Consider the following 13,579-nt stretch of genomic DNA (forward strand, 5'->3'; position numbering starts at 1 on the left):
GCGGGGCTTCAAGCGCGCTGCGGCGCGCTCCATCACCTCGCAAGCGCGTCTGGTCGCGGCGCGATGAAGCGCGCGAAGCCGGCGACGAATTCGCCCAGCTGCTTGCGCGTGGCCTCGTCCGCCAGGTTGCCCTCGGCATCCATCAGCGTGTGCGCGCGCGACACCTGCAGGCGGCCTCCCGACCAGTAGCGCACGCGCAGCGTGCGCAGCACCGGCAGCCACGCGTTCTGCGCGAGGATGGTGCCGAAGCCACCGGGCGAGGCGCCGATCACGGCGAAGGGGCGATCGCCGAACACGCGCGGAATGTCGTCCGCGGGCCGCGACAGCCAGTCGATCGCGTTCTTGAACACGCCCGGGATGCCGTTGTTGTACTCGGGCGTGCACAGCAGCACGCCGTCGCTGGCGACCACGCGTTCCTTCAGCGCGACCACGGTGGCCGGCAGGCCGTCGCGCTGCTCGGCGTCGCCGTCGTACAGCGGGATGCCGTGCAGCGTCGCCGCTTCCAGTTGCACGTCGTCGCCGGCGAGCGCCTGTGCGGCGTGCAGAAGCGCGGTGTTGAAGGAGCGCGCGCGCAGGCTGCCGGAAATGCCGAGGATCCTGACCATGTGCGGACTCCGGTAAGTGTTCAGGCGACCAGGCTGGTGTCGATGCGGACTTCACCGACCAGCACGTTGTGGATCGGGCAGGCGTTGGCGATCTGCAGCAGGCGCGTGCGCTGCGCCTCGTCGAGTTCGCCCTGCAGCACGATGCGGCGGGTGATGTCGGTGCCGCTGGCGGGCTTGCCCGCGGGATTGAACTGCAGCTCGACCTCGACGCCCGCGAGCGGCCACTGCTTGCGCGCGGCGTACATCTGCAGCGTGATCACCGTGCACGCGCCCAGGCTCGACAGCAGCAGGCGCGTGGGATCGGGGCCGATGTTGCCGCCGCCCTTGTCGGCGGGTTCGTCGCCCAGCCAGGTGTGGGCGAGATCGTCGGTCAGCGTGACCGTATAGGGCGTGGCACCGCTGCGGGCGTGGACGGTGGAGATGGTGCTCATGCGCTGCGGTCCTCGCTGCCCGCGTGCGCGTCGCCGCGCGCGCTGGTGATGACCGCGCCTTCGCGCATCGCCTTCGTCACGGGCGTGTTGGCGACGATCTCGAGCAGGCGGTTCCACTGCGCATCGTCCAGCGGCTGGTCCGAATGCAGGGTTCGATGTACGTGCGGCTTGCCGTCGTCGTCGAAGCTGAGCGCGAGTTCGGCGCGGAATTCGCCCAGGTTCCAGCCCTTGCGCTGCGCGTACATGCGCAGGGTGATCGCGGTGCAGGCCGACAGCGAGGCGAGGTAGTAGTCGAAGGGGCCGGGCGCCGCGCCCTGTCCGCCCAGGGCCTTGGGCTCGTCGGTGTCCAGGTCATGGTGGCCGACGTGGATGCGATGGAGGTAATCGGTGCCGGTGGAAACGACCGAGGCAAGGTTGACCTTCTTCATGGAGCACTCCCGACGACGCTGGCGGGACGTTACGCCATCCCGGCCCGCGGCGGAAACCGCGGCCGCGGAACGCTCTTTCGTGCACGTCGCGGCGGTTACGACTTCGCGCAGGTGCTCTCGCGCACGACCCGCGTCAGCCGCTGCACTTCCGCCTGCGCCTTCGCCCGGTCCTCGCTGACGCCGAAGCGCAGCGCCGACTCGGCCTGGCGCAGGCGCTTGCGCCAGGCATCGCACAACGCGCCATCGGGGACGCGCTGGCACTGGTCGATCTTCATCTCGCAGGCGGAGGTGTTGTTGCCGCTTTCGATCAGCCCGCCCAGTCCGGTGGTGGTGAGCGTGACGCAGCGCGGCGCCGGCTCGCCGCTGTCGCTGAGGTAGCTGTCGTCGTTGTAGGTACGGCACTCGTACAGCCACGGCGGCGGCAGGCGATCGCCATCGGCGATGGCCGGCGCCTCGTCGCCTTCCGGTGCGGGCGCCGGCGCGGGCGGCGGCGGTGCCGTCAGCGTACGCGGCGGCGGCGCGGCAACGACCGGCCGCGGCTTGGGCGACAGCACGAACGGCGGCGCGGACGACGCAGGCGCCGATTCGATCACCCGGCGCTCCTGCTTGCTGCCCTTGGGGCAGGGCGTGCCGTTCTGGATCGTGAGCGCCCCACTGGCGTCGGTGCAGCGGTAGATCACCACGCCTTGCGCCGATGCGACGGGCGCCGCGCAAAGGAGGGCGAGGCCGAGCGCGACGGCGCGGCGGTAACGGAAAGTAACGGGCATCAACTGTCTCCGCAGTCGTTGGCCAGGCGTGCGTCGATGCCGCGGGTTTCGCGGTCGATCTGCGCGCGCTCACTGGGCTGGGCGATGTTCCAGCGGCGGTTCAGTTCGTAGCGCTCGTCGCGCAGGCGGTCGCAGACTTCGGCTTGCGGCAGGCGATGGCATTCGTCGTGCACCCATTGCCCCGTGGGCACCGCCGGCACGAGCACCGTCGAGGGGTGCGGCGGACGCCGACCGTCATGCGGGCCCGGATCGCCGATGCGGACGCGGCCACGGACGTCGCCGCTGCGGAAACCGACGTCGGCGCTCAAGCCGCCGCCGCTGCGCACCGGCAGGGCGGGATAGCCGAACGTCCACAGCGGTTCCCAGCGCGCGCGGCCTTCGCCGCTGTCGCTGGCGTAGCGTTCGCCATCGGGGCCGACGCATTCGTACAACGGCTGCGGCGGCGTGATCACAACGTAGCGCGGCGCGGGTTCGTTGCCGGGACGCGGCGCGGCGGGTGCCGGCGCGGGCGTGGCGCGGGGGGGCGGGTCGGTCGGCCGCACCATGCTGCGCGCTTCCTGCTTCTCGCCGGCACGACAGGGCGTGTCGCGCAGGGTGAGGGCGCCCTTGGCGTCGGTGCAGCGGTAGATGGTGACCTCGCCGGCGCGCGCCTGCGCCATCGCCAGCAGCGCGCAGGCGGCGATGGAAGGGAGCAGCAGGCGGCCGGTGCGCGTCATGGCGGCATCTTGCGCCCGGCGGCCGGTAGTGGGAAGCGCAGCGTGGTGGATGTTGTTGCGGGTTCAGCCGTTCGCCGCGACCTACCCCGGGGCGCAAAGCAACAGGGCCGGTCGCCCGGCCCTGTCGATCCAATGGCGCGGCGGACTCACTTCGCCCGCGTGTACTCGATCTGCATGGTCTTGGATTCCTTGCCGTCGCGCGTCTCGTACATCTCGAAGTTGACGTGGTCCTTGTCGACGATGCGCACGGTTTCGCGCACCGGGACCAGGGCGCCGTTCTTCATCGGGTCCGGCATCTGCCCGTTGTAGGTGTAGCTCTTGCTGGCCGGGTCATACTCGCCCTCGGACACGAACAAGCCAGTCGACATGTTGTCGGACCACGTGCTGAAGTACTTGCCGGTAACGTTGTCGTAGCCGGTGTAGCCGACGCCTTCGAACGGCTGGCCCATGACCTGCCCGCTGTAGTCCATGCGCAGCTGGCGGCCGCCCAGCACCGCGGTGTTGACCGACTTGCCGGTCTCGATCGACGGCGGCGCCGAGGGGTCCATCCACGAGGTCATCTTCGTGTTCCAGGTGCCCTCGAATTCGGCGAGCAGCTGCTTGTGCTTTTCGTTGGGCGTGGCCGCCTTCTGCCATGCCTCCATCATCGCCTGCTGCTGCGGCGTCATCTGCGGCGGGGTGGCGGCCTTCTTGTCCTTGGCGAATGCCGTGGTGGCGAGCAGGCAGCCAAGCGTGAGCGCGGCGAGCTGACGGATCTTCATCGGGTCCTCTCCCTGGGTTCGGGCCGCGGCTGCGGCCGGGGGGCGAACGCTACGCCGCGCTGCGTTAACGCGATGTTCGCCGGATCGTGCGCCCGCGCGGAGCGATCAGAACCGCAGCACCGCGCCTGTCGCGGCGTCGCGGATCGCGGTGGGCGCGGCCAGGCCACCGGTTTCGCCGATGCATACGCCATCCAGTTGCGCGAGCAGCGCGGGATCGAGCGCGTCGCGCGCGAACGCGGGTGGCTGGCCCGCGCGGTTGGCGCTGGTGGAGACCAGCGGACCGCCAAAGTTTTCGCACAGGGCCGCCACGATCGGATGGGCGCTGACGCGCACCGCGACGCCGCGGTGCGCGCCAGTGATCCACTCGGGCACCCGCGCGGTCGCGGGCACGATCCAGGTGTTGGGGCCGGGCCAGCTCGCATCGACCGCGGCGATCCGATCAGCGGGCAACGCGCTCCAGTCGAGCAGCGCGTCCAGTTGCGCGCGCGTGGCCGCGATCAGGATCAGGCCCTTGGCGACGTCGCGCTGCTTGATGGTGAGCAGGCGCAGCACCGCCGCCTGGTCGAACGGGTCGCAGCCCAGTCCCCACACGGCCTCGGTCGGATAGGCGAGGACGCCGCCGCGTTGCAAAGCGGTGACGGCGTCGCTGATCGAAAGTGCGGCGGTGCTCATCCCTGCGCGCCCTGCCTCAGAACGGCGGCTTGTCGGCCGCAGCCTTGCGGGCGACCTTCTTGGCCGCCTTCTTGGCTACATTCTTGCTGGCCGCCTTGGTGGTCTTCTTCGCCGCCTTCTTGGCGGTTTTTTTCGCCGCTTTCTTGGCCGGCGCCTTCTTCGCGACGGCCTTGGTGGCTGCCGCCTTCTTCACCACCGCCTTCTTCGCCGCCGGTTCCTTCTTCGCCGTGGCCTTCTTGCCGAAGCGGCCGCGCATCGGCTTGCCGGTGGTTTCCATCAACTGCTGCGCTTCCTCCAGCGTCAGCGAGGCCGGCTCGCGATCCTTGGGGATGCGGCCGTTGAGCTTGCCGTCCGACAGGTACGGACCGAAACGGCCGTTGAGCACCTGGATCTCGCTGCCGGGGAATTCCTTGATGATGCGGTTGCGCGCGATCTCTTCCTTCTCCTCGATCAGGAACACCGCGCGGGCGAGGTCGATCGTGTACGGGTCGTCTTCCTTCTTCAGCGACGCGTACACGCTGCCGCGCTTGGCGAACGGGCCGAAGCGGCCGATCCCGACGCTGACTTCGTGGCCGTCACTCTCGCCGAGCTTGCGCGGCAGCTTGAACAGCTCGACCGCGTCCTCCAGCGTGATCGTGTGCATCGACTGGCCGGGCCGCAGCGAGGCGAATTCCAGCTTCTCGTCGGTGTCCTTGTCGCCGATCTGCGCGTACGGCCCGAAACGGCCCAGTCGCACGCTGACCGGCTTGCCGGACTTGGGATCGGTGCCGAGTTCGCGCGCGCCGGTGGCCTCGCTGCGGTCGACCGATTCGGTCTTCTCGGCCACCAGTTCCTTGAACGGGCCCCAGAACTTCTCCATCAGCGGGATCCAATCCTCCTCGCCGCGCGAGACCGCGTCGAGTTCGTCCTCGAGCTTGGCGGTGAAGTCGTAGTCGACGTAGCGGGTGAAGTGGCTGCTGAGGAAGTTCGACACCGCGCGGCCGACATCGGATGGACGGAAGCTGCGGCCTTCCATCTCGACGTACTTGCGGAACAGCAGGGTCTGGATGATCGAGGCGTAGGTGGACGGACGGCCGATGCCGTACTCCTCGAGCGCCTTCACCAGCGCCGCTTCGGTGAAGCGCGGCGGCGGCTGGGTGAAATGCTGGTCGGCATGGATGCGATCGAGCGGGACGCGGTCGCCGATCTTCATCGCCGGCAGCTTGCGGCCCTCGTCCTCGTCCTCGGCGGCCTTGCTGTCCTTGCCTTCCTCGTACACGGCGAGGAAGCCCGGGTCGACCACGGTGGTGCCCGAGGCGCGGAAGCTGTGCTCGTTGCCCGCGGCCAGGTCGACCGACACGGTGTTGAGCGTGGCCGGCACCATCTGCGAGGCGACGGCGCGCTTCCACACCAGCTCGTACAGCTTGCGCTCGTCGTCGCTGAGGAAGCGCGCGACCTGCGCAGGCGTGCGCAGCGCGGAGGTCGGGCGCACCGCCTCGTGCGCTTCCTGCGCGTTCTTCGACTTGGTGGTGTAGGTGTTGGGCTTGTCCGGCAGCGCGCGCGTGCCGTAATCGCGCGCGATCACGTCGCGGATCTCGACCAGCGCGTCCTGCGACAGGTTGACCGAGTCGGTACGCATGTAGGTGATCAGGCCGACCGTGCCCTCATCGCCGATCGCCACGCCCTCGTACAGCTTCTGCGCGACCTGCATGGTCTTGCGCGTGGTGAAGCCGAGCTTGCGCGCGGCTTCCTGCTGCAGGGTCGAGGTGGTGAAGGGCGGCGCGGGGCGGCGCTTGCGCTCCTTGCTGGCGACGTCGGTGACGTGCAGCGCGCTGCCGGCGGCCTTGACCAGGCGCTGGCGCGCGGCTTCGGCGTCCTCGGTATTGGTGATCGTGAACTGCTCGACCTTCTTGCCGTCGAGCTTGGTCAGCTTGGCGGTGAATGCCTGCGTGGCATGCGCGCATTCGGCTTCGACGGTCCAGTACTCGCGGGCGACGAAGGCTTCGATCTCCTCCTCGCGCTCCACGATCATGCGCAGTGCCGGCGACTGCACGCGGCCGGCGGACAGACCGCGCTGGACCTTGCGCCACAGGACCGGCGACAGGTTGAAGCCGACCAGGTAGTCAAGGGCGCGGCGCGCCTGCTGCGCGTCGACCAAGTCGCTGGCGATGTCGCGTGGCTGGGTCATCGCCTCCCTGATCGCGCGCGGCGTGATCTCGGTGAACACCACGCGCTGCAGGGTCTTGTCCTTGAGCAGGCCGCGCTCCTTGAGGATCTCCGCGATGTGCCAGCTGATCGCCTCGCCCTCGCGGTCCGGGTCGGTCGCCAGGAACAGGTGCTCGGCGCCCTTGGCGGCCTTGGCGATGGCGTCGACGTGCTTCTCGTTCTTGTCGATCAGGTCGTAGCGCATGGCGAAGCCGCGGTCGGGGTCGACCGCGCCCTCCTTGGGCACCAGATCGCGCACATGGCCGTAGCTGGCCAGGACGGTGAAGTCCTTGCCCAGGTACTTGTTGATCGTCTTGGCCTTGGCGGGCGACTCGACGATGAGGAGGTTCTTGGCCATGGGGGAGTCCGGTTCCGGGCGTTCCCGGGCTATCGGGGAGGAACGCCAAACGACAGCAGAGAAGGCAACGCCCGGGGCCGGGGGCCACGGGCGTCGGGGTGATTTCCTTTTTTAGTGGAATCACGTGGCGGCCCGGGCTGTCAAGCCGAGGCCGCCGGGAACGTGAACGGGACGCTCCCGCGCGGTCAGTGTCCCATGGCGGCCATGCTGGCGACCAAGGCGACGATCAGGCCGATGTAGGCGATCACGGCGAGGGCGCCCAGGACCAGCACCACGATGGTCACGGTGCCCAGTTCCTCGCGCTGGCGTTCCGGGTGGGACGTGTATGCCCAACGGTCGACCACCAGGGTGCTGCACATCATGTCGTGCAGGGCACGCTTGCGGTCGGTGAACGCGGCCAGGATGTAGCCGATGCAAAGAGTGAAACTGCTGAGCAGGTAGGCGAAGTAACGGCCGATGCCGCGCCAGAAACTGATCCGGTCGCCGTCGTCGTCCACGACCTTGATGCCCACGGCCAGCTTGCCGAGCGTCGCCTGCAGGCCGGAGGCGTGCATCATGGCGAAATACAGGGCGAGCCCGACGATCTCGAGCAGGTAGAACAGGCCCAGCGTGGCCATGCCGGTGCCGGACAGGCCGCGCGCGGGATCGCTGCCCATCACCGCGCCGGACACGCCGATCGCCATCGCCAGGATGAAGATCACCACCATCAGCACGAAACTGTCGATGACCGAGGCCGCGACCCGCTTCCAGAAGCCCGCGTAGACGACATGGCCGTCGGCCACGTAGTCGGTGCCGCCATGCACCGCGGCCCGCGGTGGCGCGTAAGGCGACAGCGGCTCCGCCATCGCGTACGGGTTCGCGCCCGCGCCGAGGGTGGCGTTGGCGGAGAGCGTGCCCAGCGACGGTGCGCCGCCGGCCGCAACCGCGGCGGCGGGCGCCACGTGCAGCGGTTCGGCCATCGCGTACGGATTCACGCCCGCCGACAGCGGTACGGCTTCCGGCGTCGTGCGGCCTGCCGCCTCGTTGAGGGCTTGCGCCATCACCTCGCGCCAGGCGCGCCACTGCGGCATGCCCTCACGCCAGACCAGGGTATCCGGCCGCAGTTGGCCGGCGTGGTGCAGTTCGGCGAGATCGCTCGCGGCGACGGGGCCGAGGCGGTTGCGTTCGTAATCGCTGTAATACCACTGGCTCATGTAGGCGTACTCAGGTCGGGTCGGGGCGGCATTGCATCGGGCGGTAGCGGGACGGCAGGTCGCCGCCGCTGCAGTCCCATTGCGAAGCGTCTCTATTCGCTTCGAACAATATCGTCTTGCCATCCTGCGCGCCGAGGCCGCGCAGGGTCACTTCGAACGCGCAGCGACCGCCTTCCAGCGTGCCCACGCGCACGGCCTGCACGCGCGGGCCCTGCGTCAGTTGCGCCACCAGCGGCGCGATCTCGCCGCTGTCGTTGTCGGGGCAGCGGCCGGCGCGCGCGTGGTGCTCGGCCACGGACAGCTTGAGCGCAGCCACCGATGCCAGCACTTCGGCGACCTTCGCGCGCTGCACGTAATCGTTGTAGGCCGGAAGCGCGATCGCGGCGAGAATCCCCACCGCCGGAATCGCCACCACCCCGCAGACCAGCAGCGCGACCAGGCAGCCGGACATGCCCTTCTTCGGCGCGGCGGCGCGGGCGGACTGGGTCGCACGAACGGGCTGCACCGGCAGGGGACCCCGGGCGGGCAACGGCGGCGGGAGCGCGGCATCGGGCGTGACCGAATCGATGTCGAGTTCGATTGCCAGGCGTTCCAGCGGCAGCCACTGCACCATGCGGTCGCACCACACCAGGCTGTCGCGGCGCACCCGGCGCTCGCGGTAGTGCTCGCGCAGCTCTTCGCCGGAAATCGGGCCGACGCGGTTGCGCGTGTCGTCGGCGTAGTACCACTGGGTCATCGGCGATTCTCCTGGATCAGCCGCCAGCGCGGCATTCAATGGGCCGGTAGGGCCTGGGCATGTCGCCGCCGCGGCAGACCCAGGTGAAGCCACTGGCACTGGGACGACCCTCGAAGCGCAGCGCCTTGCCATGGATCGATTCGCCGTCGGCCTCGATCGCGACTTCGAACGCGCAGGCGTTACCCGTGCCGGTGAAGCGCACGTCCATCGAGAAGCGCGTGCGGATCTCGCGCCGAAGTGTTTGCAGCCGGGCGTCCTCGTTGTCGGGACAGCGACCCGTGCGCACGACATGGTCGGTGACCACCTCTTTCAGGCCGTTCGAGAGGCCCTCGATGGCGCCCAGCCTGGTCGCGCGCCGCGCGTAATCCTTGTAGTTGGGGAGCATGACCGACGCCATGATCATCACCCCGGGAATCGCGATGATCGCGATGACAATGAGTGCGATCGCACCCGGGGCGAGGGTCTTCTTCCGCCGCAACGGCGCGCGCGAATACTTGCCGCGCGCTACGGCGCGGGCGGGCGGAGCTGCGGGCAACGCCGCGGCAACGTTCGGCAACGGCGGCGGGAACGTCGCGTCCTGCCGCAGGCGCCCGAGGCCGATCTCGGCGGCGACGCGCTGCAGCGGCTGCCACTCGGGCAGGCCGTCGTGCCACACCAGGGTGTCGGGCCGGATCACGCGGTCCTGGTAGCGCTTGCGCAGTCCGTCGGCCGACAGCGGCCCGACGCGCCCCTCGCCGGGTGCGTGGTAGTACCAGTCGATCATCGCCTCCCCCCGAGGCTCGCCCCTGAAACCGGTCACTCGCCGCTCCCCGCGCTCCCTCCCCGGGGTGCGGCGGCGGCAAAAGCGTGACTAATGTACCGGTTCGGGCTCGTCCGCGAACATCTGGGTCTCCATCCAGGCATACGCAGCCTCGCTGCCCGGCTGGTTGAACAGCACCATCAGCACGACCCACTTCAGGTCGTCGAGGTCGAGCTCGTCCTGGTCCAGGGCCATGGCGCGGTCGAGCACCAGCTCGCGCTGGTCGGCGTCGAGGATGCCGTGCTGCTCGAGGAACAGCAGGAAACCCCGGCATTCGACGTCCAGCTTGTCCAGCTCGGGGCCGAAGTAGACGCGGGTAGGACCATCGGCGCGCGGTGTGGCCGTGCTCGGGCGCTGCGAAGCCAGCGCGTCGAGCCACTCGAAGGCCTTGTTGATTTCGGCCGGGCTGAAGCCGGCTTGGCCGAGCTCCTCGAACAGGGGGCCGCTACGGAGCGAATCGTGGTCGCGGACGAGGTCGGCGTCCTCGGTGAAGTAGTGCTCGAACAGGTACAGCAGGACGTCCAGGATGCTCTCTTTCATTTCCCTCGGCCTGCGCCGCAGGCGGCGCGATGGGCGGGTTGGGGCTTACTTGGGTGCCGCAAGAACCGTACCTCACAGGGCGGATCAACGACTCCGGTGATACCGGCCGTGCTGCTTTGCTACCCGGCCGTCAAGCTCCATGAGCAGGAGCATGGAGGACAGTGCGGCAGGCGTCAATCCAGTCCGATCGACCAGCTGGTCCATATCTGTAGGGTCATGACCGAGGGCCTTCCACAACTTCTGGTAGTCACGGTCGTCGCTGGCCGGCTCGTTCGGGAGCACGGTAGGGTCGCTCCAAAGATCGGCGACGGGCGCCGATTGGAGCGGCGTTGGCGTCGATGTATGGCCGCCCAGACGCTGTCGCAAGGCCAGGGCGAGATCGCCGGCCGCGGGGGCGAGCGCAGCGATGACCTCCTCGGCGCATTCCACCAGCACGGCCCCGTCGCGGATCAGGCGATGGCAGCCGCGCGCCAGTGGATTGTGGATCGAGCCCGGGACGGCGAACACCTCGCGGCCCGCCTCCGCTGCCAGGCGCGCGGTAATCAGCGCCCCGGAGCGCTCGGCGGCTTCGATCACCAGCGTCCCCAAGGCCAGGCCGGCCAGGATGCGGTTGCGGCTGGGAAAGTGTTCGGCCCGCGCGCCGGTACCGGGCAGATGTTCGCTGACGATCGCCCCGGAGGCGGTGATGCGCGCGTGCACATCGACGTGCGCGCGGGGGTAGGGCACGTCCGGTCCGGTCCCCATGACGGCGAGCGTCCGCCCGCCCGCTGCCAGCGTGGCCTCGTGCGCGGCAACGTCGATCCCGGCCGCGAGGCCGCTGGTCACCGCGAATCCTGCCGCGGAGAAGCGGCGGGCAAACAGCGCGGCGTTGTCCCGTCCGCCCGGCGTGGCGGCACGGCTGCCCACGATCGCGATCGAGGGATGCCACAGCAGCGTGGCGTCGCCCGCCACGAACAGCGCCAGCGGGGCATTGGGGCTGCGCCGCAACAGCGGCGGATAGTCGGCATCGCTCCAGCCGAGGAGGTGATGATCGGGTTGCGACAACCAGCGTCGGGCGGATTCCAGTCGTTCCTGGTCGGGCTTGCGCAGGGCCAGGGCCTGCGCTTCCGACAGGTTGTAGGCGCGCCACGCGGCAACGCCGGCCGCCACGGCGGTGCGCGGGGTGGGGAAGTGGTCCAGCAGGGCCTTGCGCGGGGCAGCCGCGCCGCCGGCGGCCACCAGGCGCAACAGCCCATCGATGTCGTCGTCGTGCATTGGCCTAGGCTAGGCGGCCGATCGGGGCTGCGCCGCCGGGCAAGGGCGCGATCCGGCGTAGGAGTTCTCCCCGGCCGCGGCGGCCGGCGTGTCGAAGATGCCGCTACTCCGAGTGCGTGCGCGGTTCGCATCGCCGCAAACGAAGACGGCGCCTTGCGGCGCCGTCGGGTCATTCCTGGTGCGGATCAGTTCGAAGCGTCGGGATGCTTCACTTCGTAACCGACGCGGGTCGGGCGGATGCTGTCCATCACCAGCGCGTAGCTGACCTTGTCGAAGGTGCGGAACACCATCATGTGTCCGGCGAACTCGTCCGGCAGGCGCACCTTGTTGCCGCCGCCGACGGTGTCGTAGCTGCGATCCTCGCCCACCGCGACGCGGTCCACGGCATCGCTGCCGACGCGCCAGCTGGAGAACACGGTGCCGTTGTCGACGCCATCGCGCGCGCCCACCGACAGCGCGACCACGTCGCGCGGGCCGCCGGAGGTCAGCATGTCCGCCACCGCAAGCACCTTGGCCTTGCCGTAGGCGAATTCCTGCTTGGGCGGATGCGGGAAGAACTGCAGGTCGTAAGGCTGTGCCTCGACCGGAATCAGACGGTCGCCCACGCGCACTTCGCGGCCGACCTGGTCGACGACCAGCGTGCTGGCTTCGACCTGGCCCGCCTCGACGCGGCTGACCGTCGCCGTGGTGATCTGCATCAGTTCGTAGCCGAGGAACTCACCCTTGCCCGCAGGCATCTGGTGGTGCCACAGCTGCTCGGTGAACTTGGTGGTGCGGCCACGGAAGTCGAGGTCTTCGGCCTTGGTCGTGGTCACGTCGCAGCAGCGCTTCGGATTGATCGCGTTGTAGCGGACCGTCGGCCGCACGATCGCGTAGCGCTGGCCCGGCTGGGCGCCGGCAAGGCCGCGCACGTAGGCGACCTGATCGAGCGAGGCGCGCAGGCGGTCCTCCTCGAGGCCGACCACGTAGGGCAGATCCTCGAACTCGTCGACGACCCGCAGGTTCTTCAGGAACGGCTCGACGTCCTTGAGCGGGACGCCGGTGACCGGCGCTTCCTCGCGCGGGCCGGGCGTTACCGCCACGCGGTCGAGGTAGGCCAGCGAGATCACGTCGCCGGGGTAGATCAGGTGCGGGTTCTTGATCTGCGGGTTGGCCTGCCAGATCTCCGGCCACAGCCACGGGCGCTTGAGGAACTTGCCCGCGATGTCCCACAGGGTGTCGCCGCGCCGAACCGTGTAGGTGTCGGGATGATCGCCGCGCATTTCCTGCGCGACGGCGACGGTGGCGATGGTCAGGAACGCAGCGGTAAGAACCGTGCGAATAGGTTTAAGCATGGCGGCCATGTATCTGATTCCCCTTGCCAGTTTTCCCCGCAGGCCCGGGCACTATAGCCCAGAAGATGCGCGCGTTTGCAAGCTTTTCCCGGGCTTGGCGGGGTTACAATCCGACCTGTGCTTGACGATGTGACCGCGGCCCCCGTTTTCCCCGGGAAGCCTCTGCTGGACCGCACGGCGCTTCAGTGACCGGTTGCATGTTTCCCCTCAACGCCGCTTCGTTGCCCGCGACGATCCGGCTCCCCCTCGGCCGGAGGGGGCCCAGAGACCCCGACCATGGCCTTGCTTCCCATCCTTGAATTCCCCGATCCGCGGCTCCGCACCAAGGCGGCCCCGGTCGATCCGGCGGGCATCGCCGACCCGGCGTTCCAGCGCCTGCTCGACGACATGTTCGAGACCATGTACGACGCGCCCGGCATTGGCCTGGCGGCCAGCCAGGTCGATGTGCACAAGACGTTCATGGTCATAGACGTGAGCGAAGACAAAACCCGGCCGCTGGTGTTCATCAATCCGGTGATCACCGCGCGCGACGGCGACCAGGTCTATCAGGAAGGTTGCCTGTCGGTGCCTGGCATCTTCGCCGACGTCACCCGCTCCAACCAGATCACGGTGCAGGCGCTGGACCGCGATGGCGCCGCGTTCGAGATGCAGGCCGACGGCCTTTTGGCCGTGTGCGTCCAGCATGAGATGGACCACCTGATCGGCAAGCTGTTCGTCGACTACCTCTCGCCGCTCAAGCGCGAGATGGTGCGCAAGAAGCTGGCCAAGCAGCGCCGGCTGGCCGGCGACGCGGCCTGACCT

Annotated in this window: 15 protein-coding genes; 1 reads left to right on the plus strand and 14 read right to left on the minus strand. The window is 69.2% G+C overall.

What is annotated here, in order from left to right; all coding sequences use genetic code 11:
• Positions 1 to 32 precede the first annotated feature (32 nt).
• The 14 genes from BP05_RS04345 to BP05_RS04410 form a co-directional block, all read right to left on the minus strand.
• Positions 33 to 605, minus strand: a complete 573-nt coding sequence (locus tag BP05_RS04345) for an NADPH-dependent FMN reductase (protein WP_496360855.1) — start codon at positions 603 to 605, stop codon at positions 33 to 35.
• A 20-nt stretch (positions 606 to 625) separates the two neighbouring features.
• Positions 626 to 1,036 carry an OsmC family protein gene (locus BP05_RS04350; RefSeq protein WP_496360857.1) on the minus strand — a complete coding sequence of 137 codons (411 nt, stop codon included), beginning with the start codon at positions 1,034 to 1,036 and terminating at the stop codon, positions 626 to 628.
• Entirely contained in the window at positions 1,033 to 1,464 is a 432-nt protein-coding gene (locus BP05_RS04355; RefSeq protein ID WP_496360859.1) for an OsmC family protein, read from the minus strand. The genes BP05_RS04350 and BP05_RS04355 overlap by 4 nt, the downstream gene beginning before the upstream one ends.
• 95 nt (positions 1,465 to 1,559) lie before the next feature.
• On the minus strand, positions 1,560 to 2,231 hold the full coding sequence (locus BP05_RS04360) for a DUF4124 domain-containing protein (protein ID WP_496360861.1): 672 nt from the start codon (positions 2,229 to 2,231) through the stop codon (positions 1,560 to 1,562).
• Entirely contained in the window at positions 2,231 to 2,947 is a 717-nt protein-coding gene (locus tag BP05_RS04365) for a DUF4124 domain-containing protein (RefSeq protein WP_496360863.1), read from the minus strand. The genes BP05_RS04360 and BP05_RS04365 overlap by 1 nt, the downstream gene beginning before the upstream one ends.
• A gap of 146 nt (positions 2,948 to 3,093) precedes the next feature.
• Positions 3,094 to 3,708, minus strand: a complete 615-nt coding sequence (locus tag BP05_RS04370; protein ID WP_496360865.1) for a DUF1579 domain-containing protein — start codon at positions 3,706 to 3,708, stop codon at positions 3,094 to 3,096.
• Between the two features lie 105 nt (positions 3,709 to 3,813).
• Complete coding sequence (gene tsaC, locus BP05_RS04375) at positions 3,814 to 4,380, minus strand: L-threonylcarbamoyladenylate synthase type 1 TsaC (RefSeq protein WP_496360867.1); 567 nt, start codon at positions 4,378 to 4,380, stop codon at positions 3,814 to 3,816.
• A 16-nt stretch (positions 4,381 to 4,396) separates the two neighbouring features.
• On the minus strand, positions 4,397 to 6,922 hold the full coding sequence (locus tag BP05_RS04380) for a DNA topoisomerase I (protein ID WP_496360869.1): 2,526 nt from the start codon (positions 6,920 to 6,922) through the stop codon (positions 4,397 to 4,399).
• A gap of 185 nt (positions 6,923 to 7,107) precedes the next feature.
• On the minus strand, positions 7,108 to 8,115 hold the full coding sequence (locus BP05_RS04385; protein ID WP_496360871.1) for an RDD family protein: 1,008 nt from the start codon (positions 8,113 to 8,115) through the stop codon (positions 7,108 to 7,110).
• Between the two features lie 10 nt (positions 8,116 to 8,125).
• On the minus strand, positions 8,126 to 8,851 hold the full coding sequence (locus BP05_RS04390; protein ID WP_496360873.1) for a pilin: 726 nt from the start codon (positions 8,849 to 8,851) through the stop codon (positions 8,126 to 8,128).
• A gap of 16 nt (positions 8,852 to 8,867) precedes the next feature.
• Entirely contained in the window at positions 8,868 to 9,614 is a 747-nt protein-coding gene (locus BP05_RS04395) for a GYF domain-containing protein (protein WP_496360875.1), read from the minus strand.
• 87 nt (positions 9,615 to 9,701) lie between these two features.
• Entirely contained in the window at positions 9,702 to 10,190 is a 489-nt protein-coding gene (locus tag BP05_RS04400) for a DUF494 family protein (protein ID WP_496360877.1), read from the minus strand.
• A gap of 84 nt (positions 10,191 to 10,274) precedes the next feature.
• Positions 10,275 to 11,444, minus strand: a complete 1,170-nt coding sequence (dprA, locus tag BP05_RS04405; RefSeq protein WP_496360879.1) for a DNA-processing protein DprA — start codon at positions 11,442 to 11,444, stop codon at positions 10,275 to 10,277.
• Between the two features lie 185 nt (positions 11,445 to 11,629).
• On the minus strand, positions 11,630 to 12,778 hold the full coding sequence (locus BP05_RS04410) for a LysM peptidoglycan-binding domain-containing protein (protein ID WP_496360880.1): 1,149 nt from the start codon (positions 12,776 to 12,778) through the stop codon (positions 11,630 to 11,632).
• A gap of 276 nt (positions 12,779 to 13,054) precedes the next feature.
• Here BP05_RS04410 and def point away from each other — a divergent pair, with 276 nt between their 5' ends.
• Positions 13,055 to 13,576, plus strand: coding sequence for a peptide deformylase (gene def, locus BP05_RS04415; RefSeq protein WP_496360881.1), 522 nt, complete (start codon positions 13,055 to 13,057; stop codon positions 13,574 to 13,576).
• The last annotated feature ends 3 nt before the right edge of the window (positions 13,577 to 13,579 follow it).

This window comes from Lysobacter oryzae DSM 21044 (assembly GCF_059568595.1).

Excerpts from the sequence above, each read along its gene's own strand:
- BP05_RS04345 (WP_496360855.1), bottom strand. The coding sequence starts at position 605 with ATGGTCAGGATCCTCGGCATTTCCGGCAGCCTGCGCGCGCGCTCCTTC.
- BP05_RS04350 (WP_496360857.1), bottom strand. The coding sequence starts at position 1,036 with ATGAGCACCATCTCCACCGTCCACGCCCGCAGCGGTGCCACGCCCTAT.
- BP05_RS04355 (WP_496360859.1), bottom strand. The coding sequence starts at position 1,464 with ATGAAGAAGGTCAACCTTGCCTCGGTCGTTTCCACCGGCACCGATTAC.
- BP05_RS04360 (WP_496360861.1), bottom strand. The coding sequence starts at position 2,231 with ATGCCCGTTACTTTCCGTTACCGCCGCGCCGTCGCGCTCGGCCTCGCC.
- BP05_RS04365 (WP_496360863.1), bottom strand. The coding sequence starts at position 2,947 with ATGACGCGCACCGGCCGCCTGCTGCTCCCTTCCATCGCCGCCTGCGCG.
- BP05_RS04370 (WP_496360865.1), bottom strand. The coding sequence starts at position 3,708 with ATGAAGATCCGTCAGCTCGCCGCGCTCACGCTTGGCTGCCTGCTCGCC.
- tsaC (WP_496360867.1), bottom strand. The coding sequence starts at position 4,380 with ATGAGCACCGCCGCACTTTCGATCAGCGACGCCGTCACCGCTTTGCAA.
- BP05_RS04380 (WP_496360869.1), bottom strand. The coding sequence starts at position 6,922 with ATGGCCAAGAACCTCCTCATCGTCGAGTCGCCCGCCAAGGCCAAGACG.
- BP05_RS04385 (WP_496360871.1), bottom strand. The coding sequence starts at position 8,115 with ATGAGCCAGTGGTATTACAGCGATTACGAACGCAACCGCCTCGGCCCC.
- BP05_RS04390 (WP_496360873.1), bottom strand. The coding sequence starts at position 8,851 with ATGACCCAGTGGTACTACGCCGACGACACGCGCAACCGCGTCGGCCCG.
- BP05_RS04395 (WP_496360875.1), bottom strand. The coding sequence starts at position 9,614 with ATGATCGACTGGTACTACCACGCACCCGGCGAGGGGCGCGTCGGGCCG.
- BP05_RS04400 (WP_496360877.1), bottom strand. The coding sequence starts at position 10,190 with ATGAAAGAGAGCATCCTGGACGTCCTGCTGTACCTGTTCGAGCACTAC.
- dprA (WP_496360879.1), bottom strand. The coding sequence starts at position 11,444 with ATGCACGACGACGACATCGATGGGCTGTTGCGCCTGGTGGCCGCCGGC.
- BP05_RS04410 (WP_496360880.1), bottom strand. The coding sequence starts at position 12,778 with ATGCTTAAACCTATTCGCACGGTTCTTACCGCTGCGTTCCTGACCATC.
- def (WP_496360881.1), top strand. The coding sequence starts at position 13,055 with ATGGCCTTGCTTCCCATCCTTGAATTCCCCGATCCGCGGCTCCGCACC.